Annotated in this window: 14 protein-coding genes; 10 read left to right on the forward strand and 4 right to left on the reverse strand. The window is 62.5% G+C overall.

What is annotated here, in order from left to right:
* Window positions 1-60: 60 nt before the first annotated feature.
* From LVD11_RS01290 to LVD11_RS01300, 3 genes are all read right to left on the reverse strand, one after another.
* A complete protein-coding gene (locus tag LVD11_RS01290; protein WP_237055166.1) occupies window positions 61-579 on the reverse strand; it encodes a hypothetical protein in 519 nt (172 codons plus the stop codon).
* A gap of 77 nt (window positions 580-656) precedes the next feature.
* Window positions 657-1,550 carry a serine O-acetyltransferase gene (cysE, locus tag LVD11_RS01295; RefSeq protein ID WP_439651253.1) on the reverse strand — a complete coding sequence of 298 codons (894 nt, stop codon included), beginning with the start codon at window positions 1,548-1,550 and terminating at the stop codon, window positions 657-659.
* On the reverse strand, window positions 1,492-2,208 hold the full coding sequence (locus LVD11_RS01300) for a M15 family metallopeptidase (RefSeq protein WP_237055168.1): 717 nt from the start codon (window positions 2,206-2,208) through the stop codon (window positions 1,492-1,494). The genes cysE and LVD11_RS01300 overlap by 59 nt, the downstream gene beginning before the upstream one ends.
* A gap of 293 nt (window positions 2,209-2,501) precedes the next feature.
* On the opposite strand from LVD11_RS01300, the gene LVD11_RS01305 reads away from it, so the two are divergent.
* The 4 genes from LVD11_RS01305 (at window position 2,502) to LVD11_RS01320 (ending at window position 5,359) form a co-directional block, all read left to right on the forward strand.
* Window positions 2,502-2,786, forward strand: a complete 285-nt coding sequence (locus LVD11_RS01305) for a TfoX/Sxy family protein (protein WP_237055170.1) — start codon at window positions 2,502-2,504, stop codon at window positions 2,784-2,786.
* Window positions 2,787-2,900: 114 nt separating this feature from the next.
* On the forward strand, window positions 2,901-3,779 hold the full coding sequence (gene htpX, locus LVD11_RS01310; RefSeq protein WP_237055172.1) for a protease HtpX: 879 nt from the start codon (window positions 2,901-2,903) through the stop codon (window positions 3,777-3,779).
* Window positions 3,780-3,914: 135 nt separating this feature from the next.
* Window positions 3,915-4,970, forward strand: a complete 1,056-nt coding sequence (locus tag LVD11_RS01315; RefSeq protein ID WP_237055175.1) for a S1C family serine protease — start codon at window positions 3,915-3,917, stop codon at window positions 4,968-4,970.
* Between the two features lie 44 nt (window positions 4,971-5,014).
* On the forward strand, window positions 5,015-5,359 hold the full coding sequence (locus LVD11_RS01320; protein WP_237055177.1) for a Rieske (2Fe-2S) protein: 345 nt from the start codon (window positions 5,015-5,017) through the stop codon (window positions 5,357-5,359).
* Window positions 5,360-5,428: 69 nt separating this feature from the next.
* Here the strand turns inward: LVD11_RS01320 and sfsA are convergent, their stop codons facing one another.
* Window positions 5,429-6,136, reverse strand: coding sequence for a DNA/RNA nuclease SfsA (sfsA, locus tag LVD11_RS01325; RefSeq protein WP_237055179.1), 708 nt, complete (start codon window positions 6,134-6,136; stop codon window positions 5,429-5,431).
* A gap of 324 nt (window positions 6,137-6,460) precedes the next feature.
* On the opposite strand from sfsA, the gene dksA reads away from it, so the two are divergent.
* The 6 genes from dksA (at window position 6,461) to pcnB (ending at window position 14,755) form a co-directional block, all read left to right on the forward strand.
* On the forward strand, window positions 6,461-6,898 hold the full coding sequence (dksA, locus tag LVD11_RS01330) for an RNA polymerase-binding protein DksA (protein ID WP_091509647.1): 438 nt from the start codon (window positions 6,461-6,463) through the stop codon (window positions 6,896-6,898).
* A 96-nt stretch (window positions 6,899-6,994) separates the two neighbouring features.
* On the forward strand, window positions 6,995-7,891 hold the full coding sequence (gene gluQRS / locus LVD11_RS01335) for a tRNA glutamyl-Q(34) synthetase GluQRS (protein WP_237055181.1): 897 nt from the start codon (window positions 6,995-6,997) through the stop codon (window positions 7,889-7,891).
* A 48-nt stretch (window positions 7,892-7,939) separates the two neighbouring features.
* On the forward strand, window positions 7,940-8,116 hold the full coding sequence (locus LVD11_RS01340; RefSeq protein WP_233006105.1) for a hypothetical protein: 177 nt from the start codon (window positions 7,940-7,942) through the stop codon (window positions 8,114-8,116).
* The gene (locus tag LVD11_RS01345; protein ID WP_237055192.1) at window positions 8,106-11,066 is read left to right on the forward strand and encodes an ATP-binding protein; all 2,961 of its coding nucleotides are present in this window, start codon (window positions 8,106-8,108) and stop codon (window positions 11,064-11,066) included. The genes LVD11_RS01340 and LVD11_RS01345 overlap by 11 nt, the downstream gene beginning before the upstream one ends.
* A 131-nt stretch (window positions 11,067-11,197) precedes the next feature.
* Window positions 11,198-12,586, forward strand: a complete 1,389-nt coding sequence (locus LVD11_RS01350) for a sigma-54-dependent transcriptional regulator (RefSeq protein ID WP_237055194.1) — start codon at window positions 11,198-11,200, stop codon at window positions 12,584-12,586.
* Between the two features lie 813 nt (window positions 12,587-13,399).
* Entirely contained in the window at window positions 13,400-14,755 is a 1,356-nt protein-coding gene (gene pcnB, locus LVD11_RS01355; protein WP_237055196.1) for a polynucleotide adenylyltransferase PcnB, read from the forward strand.
* Window positions 14,756-14,758 lie beyond the last annotated feature (3 nt).

Consider the following 14,758-nt stretch of genomic DNA (forward strand, 5'->3'; position numbering starts at 1 on the left):
ATAAAAAAAACCGGCCAATCGGCCGGTTTTTTCGTTACTGGGGGCACCCGCGGAACAGTTCTATTTCAGCTGCCAGTCCGGCACGCTGACTCGCGTGGCGGGCGCGCGCCGGTGCTCGCCCTCTTCTACCAGGTTGCCCTGCTGGGGTTTGAGGCTCAGGTGCCCGGTTTCGACGGCGACTTCTTCGCTGCGCTGGCGCTCGCTGTCCCGTACCAGGTTGCCCTCCATCGGCGCGATACTGAGACTCCCCTGTCGCGCGGACGGCGCAGCGGACCGGGGCTGCGGTTCTTGTGCCGCGCCGGCACCCGGGGCCACACGGGACGTGGCGCTGGCAGCTTCCGGCTGGCCCTCGGCCTTCAGCGAGGCTTGTGCACCGGCCTTCTCCAGCGCCGCCAGCATCTGCCGGGCCTGGGTCTCGGACAGGTTCTTCTTGATCGCCAGCGGTCGGCCGCTGAACAGCTTCTCCACGGTTTCCGGTCCCGCCTTGAACAGGCGCGCCAGGTTGGCCCTGACGTCGGCGGCGGTAAAACCGGGCACCAGGTCGCCGCGGAATATCAAACTGTAGCGAGATTCTGACATGGCTTGCTAATCCCCTATGGTGCAGTGTTGCTTGTTCTTGTCGCTATTATCCCGGCCCGGGCGCAGTATTCTGGTGCTCAGTCGTCAGAATCCAGCGTCTGGTCCATGGTGTAGGCCGGATCGGCAGCAGACCTGCCCCCCACCTGGCGCGCTGGCACGCCCGCCACTGTGGAGTGGGCCGGCACATCGGCCAGGACCAGGCTCCCGGCGGCAATTTTTACCCCCTCCCCGACATGCACCGGGCCCAGCACCTTGGCGCCGGCACCGATCATGACCCCGCGGCCGATCTTGGGGTGGCGATCACCGCCACCACTGCCGCTCCCGCCCAGGGTCACCGAGTGGAGGATGGATACATCATCCCCGACTACCGAGGTCTCCCCCACCACCAGCCCGGTGGCATGGTCGATCATGATGCCGCGGCCAAACTGCGCCGCCGGATGGATATCTACCGCGAACTGTTCCGATACCCGGCTCTGGAAATAGAGCGCCAGCGTGCGGCGGTCCTGCTGCCAGAGCCAGTGCGACACCCGGTGCGATTGCAGGGCATGGAACCCCTTGAAATAGAGGAAGGGCGTGAGGTAGTGCTCGCAGGCCGGATCACGGTCGTACCAGGCACAGATATCCTCCTGCATGGCGCGGGATATCTGTTTGTCGTTCGCCAGGGCGCTGGCGATCACCTCCTGCAGCGCCGTGGCGGTCAGAGCGTTATGGTCGAGCACTGAGGCGAGCTGGTAGGCCAGGGCGTCATCCAGCGACTTGTGTCGCAATACGGTATTGTGGAAATAACTCGCCAGTACCGGCTCTCCCGCTGCCAGCTCCTGCGCCTCAGCCCGCATATGGCCCCAGACGTCACGCGCCTCCTCATCCTGCCTACCTGTTCCCTTGATAACGTTGCCCTCTCCCATATTTCTCTCACCCGGCGTCCGGATAGCAGTCCGGCGGTACACGGATAAACCGTCGGTAAATCTCATCGAGCTCCGCGCAAACAGTGTCGCACAGCTCAAGCTCAAGCTCATTTTGTTCCCACAGGCGTCGCAGGGCATCCGGTGTCAGCAGGTCATCCAGTTCGCGGGACCTGGGCGCGTAACTGAGGTGCCACCGCTCCGGGGCAATCCCCCCACGATCCTCGGCATAGGGCCGGAACAGGCCGTGGGCTTCCCCCTCCGCGATGCGCTCATCCAGCCACCGGTGGAAGGGCCCGAAAACGCCCCGGTCATCCACCTCGTCGGGTGTGAGCTGCGGGCGGTAGTCGTCCGGCACCGCCGCGGCATCAATCACATCAAAGTCGGTGCCCCAGTGGTGCCGCGAGGCTCCCGGTAGCGCCGACCAGCGCAGGATGGCGTAAACCCGCTCCCGCGGCGAGAGCGCGGCCGCGTCCAGCGGCTCCCCCCGACTGTCGAGCAGGGGGCGCAGGCCACCGGCCTTGCCGTTCCAGATGGTGCGCTGGCGCTCGAAATCGCGGAATCCGGATACCACCCGCGGTTCAAAGCCCGCCGCACGGGCATCTTCACGCAGGCGATCGAACGCCACCAGGGCCTCAGGGTGCAGCAGCTGCCCTGAGACCGGTTCAAGAATGACATGTTCGTCGGACAGCCCGAACAACATCCGCTCAATCGCGGCATCTAACATCACCTGCTCCGCGTTTATGGCCTGAATCCCGCTGAAATCCAGCTAAATTTACTACATTTCCAGCGGTCAACTGTATCAAAAGTCAGTAGAGGTCCAGAGGACAAGTTACGTGTTTCAAAAATGACACGTAATTGAAAAAAGTTGCTTACTCCTTTTACTGATTAACTTTCGGCTGTTTATCCACTTATGCTATTTTGCGTAACCCGGTTCAAGGAATGAGCCAATCCGTGCTTTACCGGTGCAGCAGTCCGGGCACCGCAATTAAAGTGGCGCATCTACTAGGGAAGATCAACATGCACCCGAGTCAGTCAGAGCTCCTCAAACTCAAGAACCTCGGACTCGCGTCAGTCAACATCCTTCATTCCATCGGTATCCGCACCTGTGATGACCTGCGCCGGGTCGGCCCAGTGGAGGCATTTACCAGTATTCGCGGCCGCGGCATCAATGCCTCCCGCGTACTCCTCTATGCACTGCAGGGAGCACTGCTGGACGTGCACTGGAACGACCTGGATCCCGACCTGAAACGGCGCCTGGCCGAAGAGGCGGATCGCGCCCTCTCCGCGCAGGGCCAGAACTGACCCCCGGTGCTTTAAACCGGGCGGTGGGCACGCTCCGGCACGGGTGAATCTTGCAATCACGTGCAGCGCCCCAATCTACACTGTTCCCAAGGATTACTACTGGAGCGTGAGCCGATGTTACGCATTGGTTTGTTTTTACTGACTAACCTGGCCGTGCTGATTCTGGCCGGGATCATTTTCAACCTGTTTGGCTTCCAGGGCATTCTCGCCGCCAACGGCGTCGACCTGAACCTGTCCGGCCTCCTCACCCTGTGCGCCGTATTCGGTTTCGGCGGCGCCCTGGTGTCCCTGCTGCTGTCCAAGACCATCGCGCGGATGAGCACCCGGACCCAGGTCATTACCCAGCCACAGACGGCAGACGAGCAGTGGCTGGTGGAAACCGTGCGGGAGCTGTCCGGGAAGGCCGGTATCGGCATGCCCGATGTGGGCATCTTCCCCATGCAGCAGGCCAACGCATTCGCCACCGGCTGGAACCGTAACAGCGCGCTGGTGGCGGTCAGCGCGGGGCTTATGCAGCGTTTCAGCCGTGACGAGGCCCGGGCTGTCATCGGGCATGAAATCGGCCATGTCGCCAACGGTGACATGGTGACCCTGGCCCTGATCCAGGGTGTGGTGAATACCTTCGTGATGTTCTTCGCCCGCCTGGTGGGCTTCTTTGTCGACCGTGTAGTGCTGAAAAACGAGCAGGGCCTGGGTATTGGTTACTTCGTGACATCCATCATCATGGATATCCTGTTCGGGTTCCTCGCCATGATGGTGGTGGCCTGGTTCAGCCGCCGCCGCGAATACCGCGCCGATGCCGCCGGTGCCAACCTGACCACGCGCGAGTCCATGGCTGCCGCCCTGATGCGCATCAAGTCCGAGTCAGAGTCAGGGCGAGAGCAACCGCTGCCCAGCAACATGAAGGCTTTTGGCATCTACGGCAATATGGGCGCCCTGATGGCCAGCCACCCGCCGCTTGAGGATCGAATCCTCGCCCTGCAAAATCGGTAACAATCCGGGCGGCACTATGCCGCCCTGGTAACAGCCGCCGCGGCGCAGGGGCGGTCTTTCCCGCGAATGCGCCGTATTCCGCTACCGGTCGCCGGGCGACCGGAACCACAGCAGATTGACAGTGATAGCCTGACCATGAAAAGACTGGTTGCCCTGTTCCTGGCCATTCCCCTGCTCGCCCTGCCCACCTTCGCAGGGGCGAAGACTGACCTGCCGCCCTTCTCCACCGATGATGAAAAAAACACCATGCAGGTGTTCAATTTCGCCAGTCCGTCGGTGGTCTACGTCACCAACGAGACCCTGGTGCGGGATCGCTGGAGCCTGCGCCTGCATACCGTGCCCAAAGGAGCGGGCAGCGGGTTCATCTGGGACCTGCAGGGCCACATTGTCACCAACTTCCACGTTATCGAAGGTGCCCGCAAGGTGACCATCACCCTGCAGGACCGCACCGAATGGCCAGCGGAACTGGTGGGCTCCGCGCCGGAAAAGGACCTGGCCGTACTCAGGATCAAAGCGCCTCCGGAACAGCTGGCACCACTGGTACCAGGTACTTCCAGTCACCTGTCGGTGGGTCGCAAGGTGCTGGCCATCGGCAATCCCTTCGGGCTCGACACCACGCTCACCACCGGCGTGGTCAGCGCACTGGGCCGCGAGATCCGCGCGGCCAACGACCGCACCATCCGCAACGTGATCCAGACAGATGCGGCGATCAACCCGGGGAATTCCGGCGGACCGCTGCTGAACTCCCGCGGTGAGTTGATCGGGGTAAATACCGCCATCTACAGCCCCAGCGGCACGAGTGTGGGAATCGGATTTGCCATCCCGGTGGACACGGTGAAGAAGATCGTCCCCGAGCTGATCGCCCACGGCCGCCTGGTGCGGCCGGTACTGGGCATCGAATCGGCCCCGGACCAGTGGGCCAGCCGTCTGGGTTTCGAGGGCGTGGCTGTCCTGCGTACCGCGCCCGGGATGCCGGCGGAACAGGCCGGGCTGCGCGGGGTATTCCGCACCGAGGGCGGCGGCTGGCAGCTGGGTGATGTCATCACCGGAATCGGTGACGAGCCGGTGCGCAATTACGATGACCTGCTGAATGCCCTGGAAAAGCACCGGGCCGGCGACCGTGTGCGCCTGGATTTCCTCCGCGACGGACAGGAGCGCCGGACTTCGATTACACTGGTGGCGCCTGAATAAGCCGGCACCAGCGGCTACTAGATAAAACCAGTGAACGGGTTATTGTGAAGAAATACTTTCTCTGTCGTTACGATGAACTGGGCGAGGGGCAGTCGAAGGGTTTTTCCCTGGGAGACACTGCCGCCGGCACCGACAATGTCTTTGCGGTGATGAAAGACGGCGAGGTCTACGCCTACAAAAATACCTGCCCCCACCAGGGCATTAATCTGGACTGGCAACCGGACCAGTTCCTGGACCCGGACGGCGCGCTGATCCAGTGCGCCTCCCACGGCGCTCTGTTCCTGATCGAGTCAGGCGAATGCATCGCTGGCCCATGCGCCGGGGATGCGCTGACGCCGGTGCCGATAGAGCACAGCCCTGAGGGGCTGTACGTTATCCTGGCGGACTGATCCCGCGGCCCCGTCGCCATCTTCTCACCCTGGCGAATTCAGCCCGGCAATGCCGGGCTCACATGCCTTTTAACTTTCCGTCGAAAAGGGAACCGGTTCAGCCAGGGCGATCTCTCCCGCTCCCAGGCATGCGCGATAGGCGACAACCTCGACCCCAGCGGTGATCGCCGCGTCCAGCGCCTCTGCGTAGGCCGGGTCTATTGCCCGCGCCGGGGCCACGCTCTCGATACCCGAGTGCTGGACGCAGTAGAAAAGCACCGCACGCGTACCATCCTCAACCAGCTTCTGCAGCTCCCGCAGGTGCTTTGTGCCCCTGGCACTGACTGCGTCAGGGAAAAACCCGCGGTTTCCCTCCGCCAGGGTGACGTTTTTTACCTCGACATAGCAGTCTCCCGGCTCGCCGGACAGCAGGATATCGATGCGGCTGTTCTCCGCGCCATAGCGTACCTCCCGCCGCACCTCCCGGTAGCCCTGCAATTCGGTGACGATCCCGGCGGCAATCGCCTCCTCGACCAGCCCGTTGGCGCGTCCGGTATTGACCCCCGCCAGGGCCTGCTCGGGCGTGGTGGTAATCTCAAGGGTGTGCCGGTACTTGCGCTTGGGATTACCCGAGTCGGAATACCAGCAGGGGCTGTTTTCCACCCAGCAATTCTTCATTGAGCCGGTGTTGGGACAGTGAATGGTCAAAAAATCACCAGACTCTGTTTCAATATCGGCGAGAAAACGCTTGTAGCGACGCAGCAGCGTGCCCCGTTCCAGTGGCGGATTAAACTTCACAGCAGGACCTTTGCGGATAATTCTTGCGCCACAAAATACCAGACAACATTTTGTGGCGCGAACTGCAGAGATTTGGTAGTTTCCTCGCTCTCGGTCGCCCGGGGTATGGCACCGAGACAGGAGCAGCCTGCCGCTCACCGGTCCGATGCACCTCCACGGATGGTTACCAAACCGCCAGCAAGGTCAAAAATGCATCAACCCGGTGAAATCCGGTCTAGGCTAGTGTCCAGCCTCACGCGAATTGCAGGCGCGGGACGGGACATATTGAATTTGGTGGTACAGCCCTCATATCAGGGGGCCCGTATAGAAAGAGAGGCAACGACTATGCCCAAAACTGCTGCGAGCACCGAATCTCTGCACGGCTTTGAGCCCTACAAGGAGAAAAAGGGCGAAGAGTACATGAACGAGAAGCAGCAGGAGCACTTCCGCAACTTGCTGCTGGCGTGGAAAGCCGAGCTGATGGCGGAAGTGGACCGCACCGTTTCCCACATGAAGGACGAGGCAGCCAATTTCCCGGACCCGGCGGACCGCGCCAGCCAGGAAGAGGAATTCAGCCTGGAACTACGTACCCGCGACCGCGAGCGCAAGCTGATCAAGAAAATCGACGCCACCCTGGAGCTGATTGACCAGGACGATTATGGCTTCTGCGAGGCCTGTGGCGTGGAAATCGGGATCCGTCGCCTCGAGGCGCGCCCAACCGCCACCCTCTGCGTCGATTGCAAGACCCTGGCGGAAATCAAGGAACGGCAGATCTCCGGCTGAGGCGTGCCGCCCAGCCCCTGAGGGCGATCCCGGTGATCGCCCCGTTGCCCGCGCCGGCGCTCCCGGCAACCGGCGCCGGCACCCCCTATCCTCTCCATGACGATTCCAACACGCCACATTGGCCGTTTCGCGCCCTCACCCACGGGACCACTGCACCTGGGATCACTGGTCTCCGCAGTGGGCAGCTACCTGGATGCCATCGCCCATGGCGGACACTGGCTGGTGCGGATGGAGGACCTGGACCCGCCCCGGGAAGAGCCCGGTGCCGCCGACCGGATCCTCAGGTCACTCGATGCCCACGGCCTGCACTGGCACGGTACCGTTACCTGGCAGAGCCGCCGCCACTCACGCTATGACGAGCGACTGGCGGAACTGGCCGGCCGGGGACTCACCTATGCCTGCCACTGCTCCAGGTCGCAGATCCGTCGCCGTGGCGGCCACGACAATACTGGCTGCCGTGCCTCTCGCGAGGAACAGGGCCCTGCCGCCGTGCGCCTCAAGTGCGCGGGCGGGGAGGAACGGTTCGAGGACCTCTGGCACGGCGTGCAGCACCAGGCGATTATCGATGACACCATCCTGCGCCGCCGCGACGGACTCTATGCCTACCAGCTGGCCGTGGTAGTGGATGATATCGACCAGGGTATCACCCATATCGTGCGCGGCGCCGACCTGCTGGAAACCACCGGTGCCCAGCAACGGCTGTTCCGCATACTGGGCGCGGCTGTGCCGCAATTTGGCCACCTGCCGCTGGTCATGAATCCGGGTGGGCAGAAACTCAGCAAACAGAATCACGCGCCAGCACTGGATGACCGTCGCCCATCGGCCAATCTGGTCCAGGCCCTTGGGTTTCTGGGCTTCCATGTGCCCCCGGACCTGCAGACTGAAACGCCTGTGGCCATCCTGCACTGGGCCTCCGCCCGCTGGCAGCGACACCAGGTGGACCGGCGCAACCGGGAACCGGCGCCGATTGCACAGACGGACACCGGCAATTAACATTCTGCCGCCAACTTCCACCGGATCCACCGCTGCCCGGGCGCAACCATGAGTAATCGCACACTGCTAATCCTGCTGGTACTGGTGGGCTACGTTTTCTCCCCCACGGTGTTCACCTGGATGATCAACCCTTCAGGGGCATGGTACCGCCCTTTCATCCTCTGGTTCGTACTGATCCTGCTGGCCCTGTTTATCCAGCTCAGGCGCGGCTCCAATGACATTTGAAATCGTCCACATCGCGCTGATCGGGGTGGCGTATATTGCCACCTTGTTTTTTGTCGCCTTCGCCACCTCCAAAGGCTGGCTGCCGACGCGCTGGGTCCGCCGGCCGCTGGTCTATGTGCTCTCACTGGGAGTCTCACTGAGCGCCTGGACCTTCTATGGGGTGGTGGATCTGGCCTGGCAGCACGGCTATGGGGTACTCGCCTACTACCTGGGGACTGGCGCTATGTTCCTGTTTGCGCCAGTGGCCCTGGAGCCCCTGGCCCGGCTGGCGCAGCGCTACCAGCTCACTTCGCCCGCCGACCTGTTGGTATTTCGCTATCACAGTCGCGGCGCCGGTACCCTGGCCACGCTCTTTATGTTGCTGGGCCTTCTTCCGCTGATCGCCCTGCAGATCCAGGCGGTGGCCGAAACCCTTGCGCTACTCTCCAGTGACAGCGTCGCTGCGCTGGCGCTGCCGGGCGCCGGCATCAGCGCCAAGAACCTGATCGCCTTTTTCTACTGTGTGCTGCTGGCGGTGTTCACCGCGCTCTATGGTGCCAACCGGGAACGTCGCACCGGCCTCGTGGCGGCAATGGCGGTCGAATCAACGGTAAAGCTGCTGGCATTGCTGGCGGTGGGCCTGTATGCCGTGTTCGGGGTGTTCGGCGGCATGGCTGGCTTGGACCAGTGGCTGGTGGAAAACAGCGACATGCAGCAGCTCCTTTACAGCCCGATCGAGCAGGGCTCGTCCCACACCCTGCTGCTGGTGTTCATTGCCACCGCGGTGGCCATGCCACACATCTTCTACCTGAGTATCGCCGAGCGCTCAGCGGAGAAAACCCTGCGCATCGCCAGCTGGGGATTCCCCCTGTTCCTGCTGCTGATGGCCCTGCCGATCTTCCCCATCATGTGGGCGGGTTTTGCGCTGGACGTCACCGAGCCGGTGCAATACTTCGCCCTGGCCGTGCCCCGGGCCAGCGGCTCGGCCCTCCTGACGGTGGCGGCATTCGTCGGTGGGCTCTCGGCCGCCACCGGCGCCCTGATCATGATTACCCTGGCCCTGTCCACCATGGTGATGAACCACTGGCTGCTGCCCGGCACGCGCTGGCATTCCGAGGACAATATGTACCGCCAGCTGGTATGGCTGCGCCGGGCGCTGGTAGGCGCACTGTTCCTGGCCGGCTTCGCGTTTTACCTGCTGCTGGATAACCGGCTCTCCCTCTCAGACCTGGCCCTGATGGCCTTCATCGCCTCCCTGCAGTTCCTGCCCGGCATATTCGCGGTAATGCACTGGCCGCGGGGCAATCGCCGCGGGTTTATTGCCGGCATGCTGGCCGGCATGCTGGTCTGGGGGGGCGGGCTGCTACTGCCGTCTATCTTCGGTATCGATGGATTCACCCTGCCGGGGACCGACCTGCAGCTGCCACTGGGGATGGCCATCTGGACCCAGGTAACCACCCTGTCGCTGGCGATCAATGTGCTGTTGTTTGTCGTACTCTCGCTGCTCGCTCCCGCAACCAACATGGAGCAGTACGCCGCCGACCTGTGCAGTGACGACACCCTGAGCCAGGCGCTGAGACTGGAACTGGACGTGCAGTCCGCCGCCGATTTCCGGCTGCGCCTGGCGGAGAGCCTCGGTTCCGCCACCGCGAACCACGAAGTCAACAAGGCCCTGCGACAGTTGCGCCTGCCCGCAGATGAGCGCCGCCCCTATGCCCTGCGCCGGCTGCGCAACAAGCTCGAGGCCAACCTGTCCGGGCTGCTGGGGCGAGTACTGGCCGGCCAGATCATCGACCGGCATATTCCGTTCAAGAACAGCGACCAGCCCGCCACCAGGGATATTCACCTGATCGAATCGCGCCTGGGTCGGTACAAGAACCAGCTCACCGGCCTCGCGGCCGAGCTGAACAACCTGCGCCTGTATCACCGGCAGATGCTGGAGGAACTACCGCTGGCAGCGTGCACACTGGGCAGTGACGGGGAAGTCCTATTGTGGAACTTCGCCATGCAGGATGTCACCGGGATCGCCGCCGGCGATGTTTTGGGCGCCAAACTGGACTACCTGCCGGAGCCCTGGCACAGCCTGCTGCGCGACTTTGCCGCCTCCGACGAGGGCAGCCGGTTCAAGCAACTGGTGGAAATTGACGGTAACAGCCACTGGCTGAACCTACACAAAACCCGCCTGCGGAGCAGCGCCAGCCCCCGCGGGCGCCGGGAGCGCAGTGACGCCCAGATGCTGCTGGTTGAGGACATTACCGAGACCCAGGTTCTGGAACAGGAGCTGATCCACAGCGAGCGCCTGGCCTCGGTCGGTCGCCTGGCAGCAGGCGTCGCCCACGAAGTGGGTAACCCCGTCACCGGTATCGCCTGCCTGGCGCAGAACCTGCAGTTCGAGTCTGACAACGACGAGGTCAGGGATACTGCTGACCAGATACTCAGCCAGACCCAGCGCATCAGCCGGATCGTTCAGTCCCTGGTCAACTTCTCCCACAGTGGCAAGCAGGAGAGTGAGCGCGCCCCGGTGGATCTCTATGCCACCGTACAGGAAGCCGTGCAGCTGCTGTCACTACAGCGGGACAAGACCCAGGTGACGTTCACCAACACAGTACCGGAAGACCTGGTGGCCCCGGGCGACAACCAGCGGCTGATCCAGGTCTTTATCAACCTGCTCAGCAATGCCCGCGACGCCAGCCCGGATGGTGGCAATGTTCGCATCCAGGGGTATATCGAACGCGGCTACGCCTGTGTATCGGTTACCGACGACGGGCCGGGAATCCCGCCGCGCCATCGCGAGCGTATCCTGGAGCCGTTTTTCACCACCAAGGAACCCGGCGAGGGGACGGGGCTGGGTCTGGCCATGGTCTACAGCATTGTCGAGGAGCACGAGGGGCAGATGGAACTGGTGAGCCCCGCCGACCCGGAGTCCGGTCGCGGAGCAAAGTTCATCGTCCAGTTGCCGCTGGCAAGATAAATGTCGCCGGGGCATGAATCTGGGCAAAATTCGTGCAAACTTGGTCCAAACAGCCCCATTTGAGTTGCATCGAAACGCTTCGCGGGTAAAACTAGGCCTTTACCTGAGCACTTTGTAACCAGGCGTAACAAATGAGCCACATCCTGATCGTCGAAGACGAAGCCATCATCCGGACCGCGCTGCGCAAGCTGCTGGAGCGCCACAAGTACCGGGTGAGTGAAGCGGGCTCCGTGCGTGAGGCGACCAGCAAGTACCGCCTCGGGGAAGTCGACCTGATCATCTCCGACCTGCGCCTGCCCGGCGCCCCCGGAACCGACCTGCTCAAGCTGGCGGGTGATGTCCCGGTACTGATCATGACGAGCTATGCCAGCCTGCGCTCGGCCGTGGACTCGATGCGCATGGGTGCCGCGGACTATATCGCCAAACCCTTCGATCATGACGAGATGATCGCCACTGTCCGCCGCGTCATCGGCAAGGCAGAGCAGAGCCGCGCAGTCGGTAACGGCCAGCAGGCCCCCAGCAGGACCATCTCGGGCATGATCGGCACCAGTCCGGTCATGCGCGAGCTCTATGCCCGCATCCACAAAGTGGCCCCAACCGATGCCACGGTACTGGTCCACGGTGAGACCGGTACCGGCAAGGAACTGGTGGCCCGCGCTATCCACGAGGAGAGCCGCCGGGCGGACAAAGCCCTGATCTCGGTCAACTGTGCTGCAATCCCCGACACCCTGATCGAGGCGGAGCTGTTCGGCCACGAAAAAGGGGCCTTTACCGGTGCCCAGACCGCCCGCGAGGGGCTGGTGGCCGCCGCTGACGGTGGCACACTGTTCCTCGACGAGATCGGTGAGCTGCCACTGGAAGCCCAGGCACGCCTGTTGCGCGTACTGCAGGAGGGCGAGGTACGCCCGATCGGTGCCATCGAATCGCGCAAGGTGGATGTCCGCCTGGTGGCGGCAACCCACCGCAACCTGCGCCAGCTCGCCACCGAGCGCAAATTCCGCGAGGACCTCTACTACCGCATCAATGTTGTGCAGATGACCCTCGCGCCGCTGCGGGAGCGCGGCAAGGACGTCCTGGCCATCGCAGAGCACCTGCTGCAGAAGTTCTGCACCAAGGTGGGGCGGGCAACCCTGAAGCTCTCCCCGGAGGCGGTGCAGGCGGTAACCACCTATACCTGGCCGGGCAACGTCCGGGAACTGGAGAACGCGATCCAGCGCGCCGTGATCCTCACCGAGGACAACAGCACCGAGATCGACCACAAGACCCTGGATATCGACCTGGACCTGGTCCCGGTGGACGAGGCAGACCCGGAGCGCCGGCCCCGCAGCCTGCACTCCGATCCCCGCGAGGACCTGTCACTGGAGGATTACTTCGCCCGCTTCGTCCTTGAGCACCAGGACACCATGAGCGAGACCGAGCTGGCCAAGAAGCTGGGCGTCAGTCGCAAATGCCTGTGGGAGCGCCGGCAGAAACTGGGCATCCCGCGCAAGAAGACCCGCCGCGCGGCCGCCGAAGCCTGACGAGCCACCTCGCCGCCCCCGCTTTACGGGCCGCAGCAGCGGCCCTGCCCCCGCCGCACAGACCAGGCAGTCTGCGCACCGCCAATCCTGACTTTCCTGCCACCCCGCATGCCCTGGCGTCGCCGCCGAAGATCACTCCCTGGCCGGAAAGTTCCCACCGGCAGCACGAAAAGTGTTACCGCGTTCTCACCCTCCGTAACAACTACGGCGACTTACGTAACGTTGCCCACGGCCTTTCTGACGTACCATTCAACCACAAAAAACATAAGTTATTGATATTAAAGGGTTTTTAAAAGTTGGCACGCTAAATGCTTTATTGCTAGTACAACAATGAAGAACAGCCAAGAATAAAAATAAATGACTGTTTAAGCCCTAAGAACAACTGACAATAAGTGGGCGAAACACAATAAGAATAAAGGGGCGGTCGACAATAAAAGCAAAGAGTGACCAAAACCTGAACAACAATAACAACAAACAATAAAAATAACGAAAGCAGAACAAAAATAACCACAAGCGCGTTACAAACTGACTGATTGTACCTGGGAGAGGGTGTTTGCTAGATAGCAAATTGATAGCGCAAGGAAGCCGCTGCCTTCATAGCCATAACAATAAATCCCTTTACTCCTTTCTCACTTGGAAAAGAGTTGCCTGTAAGGGGGCGGTTGCACCCAGCACCGCCACCACCCTGTATCCTCACTGATACCCCCTGCTTAAGTTAGCTCCGGGCCGGTCTGCGGCTGTGGTAGAATTCGCGCGTCAATCCAGACGGGATCTATCGCCAACCAGTTGGCAGCAGTCAAGACAGACAGCCGTATGCTCAATTCCCTGATCAGCAGTATCAAGCGCTGGCGTAAGCCGGCCAGCAACAACACCCTGCGCATTATCCAGCGCAGCGACCATAATCTGTCCCGGCGCGATATCAGCCGCGCAGCCCTGACAGTGCTGAAGCGCCTGCAGGATGCGGGCTTTGAAGCCTATATCGTTGGCGGCGGCGTGCGCGACCTGCTGCTAGGCGGCCACCCCAAGGATTTTGATGTGGCCACCGATGCGACACCGGAGGAAGCGAAAAAGCTCTTCCGCGGCTCCCGAATCGTCGGCCGCCGGTTCCGTATCCTGCATGCCCGGATCGGTCGCGAGATCATCGAGGTAACCACTTTCCGCGGCCACCACAGTGAGGGCGAGGATCACGAGGCACAGCAATCCGAACACGGCATGCTGCTGCGGGACAACGTCTACGGTGACCTGAAGAGCGACGCCGTGCGGCGTGACTTCACCGTAAACGCCCTCTACTACACCACCAACGGGTTCGAGATCCACGATTACACAGGCGGGGTCCGCGATATCGAGGACCGCCTGATCCGGATGATCGGTGACCCGGAAACCCGCTACAAGGAAGATCCGGTGCGGATGTTGCGGGCTATCCGCTTCGCCGCCAAACTGGGTTTCCAGATCGAGCCCGATACCGCTGCCCCGCTCCGCGAACTGGCCCCGCTGCTGCGCAATATTGCACCTGCGCGACTGTTCGACGAAGTACTCAAGCTGCTGATGAGCGGCCACGGGGAGCAGACATTTGAGCTGTTGCGTGACTATGGCCTGTGGCAGCACCTGTTCCCGGAGAACGACATCATGCTCGGGGATGCTACAGCCCTGGAGCTGACCCGCATCGCCTTGCGCAACACCGATGACCGTATTCGCGCCGACAAGCGCGTTACCCCTGCCTTCCTATACGCAGCCCTGCTCTGGCCCGCAGTCAATCGGGAGCAGCAACGCCTGGTCGACAAGGGAACACCGCCGGTCCCCGCGCTGGCCGGTGCCGCACAGAAGGTGATCGGTGCCCAGCTTGCGCATACAGCCATTCCCAAGCGGTTCTCCCTGCCGATGCGGGAGATCTGGGAGATGCAATCACGCCTGCCCCGTCGGAACGGCGCCCGCGCGCAGCGACTGAGCGAACATCCACGCTTCCGTGCCGCGTACGATTTCCTTCTGCTGCGGGAGGAGTCCGGAGAGATCCCTCCGGGACTGGGCCAGTGGTGGACCGATTTCCAGCAGGCCGATGCTGAAGGGCGCGAACAGATGGTGCGCAAGGTGCAGCGCCCCGGAGGTGGTCGCAAAAGCCGTGGTGGGCGTCGCCGCCGGAAGCCACGCTCTTCCGAGCCACGCCAGGACTGAATA

The sequence above is a fragment of the Microbulbifer sediminum genome, from assembly GCF_021729035.1.
Taxonomy (GTDB): Bacteria; Pseudomonadota; Gammaproteobacteria; order Pseudomonadales; family Cellvibrionaceae; genus Microbulbifer; species Microbulbifer sediminum.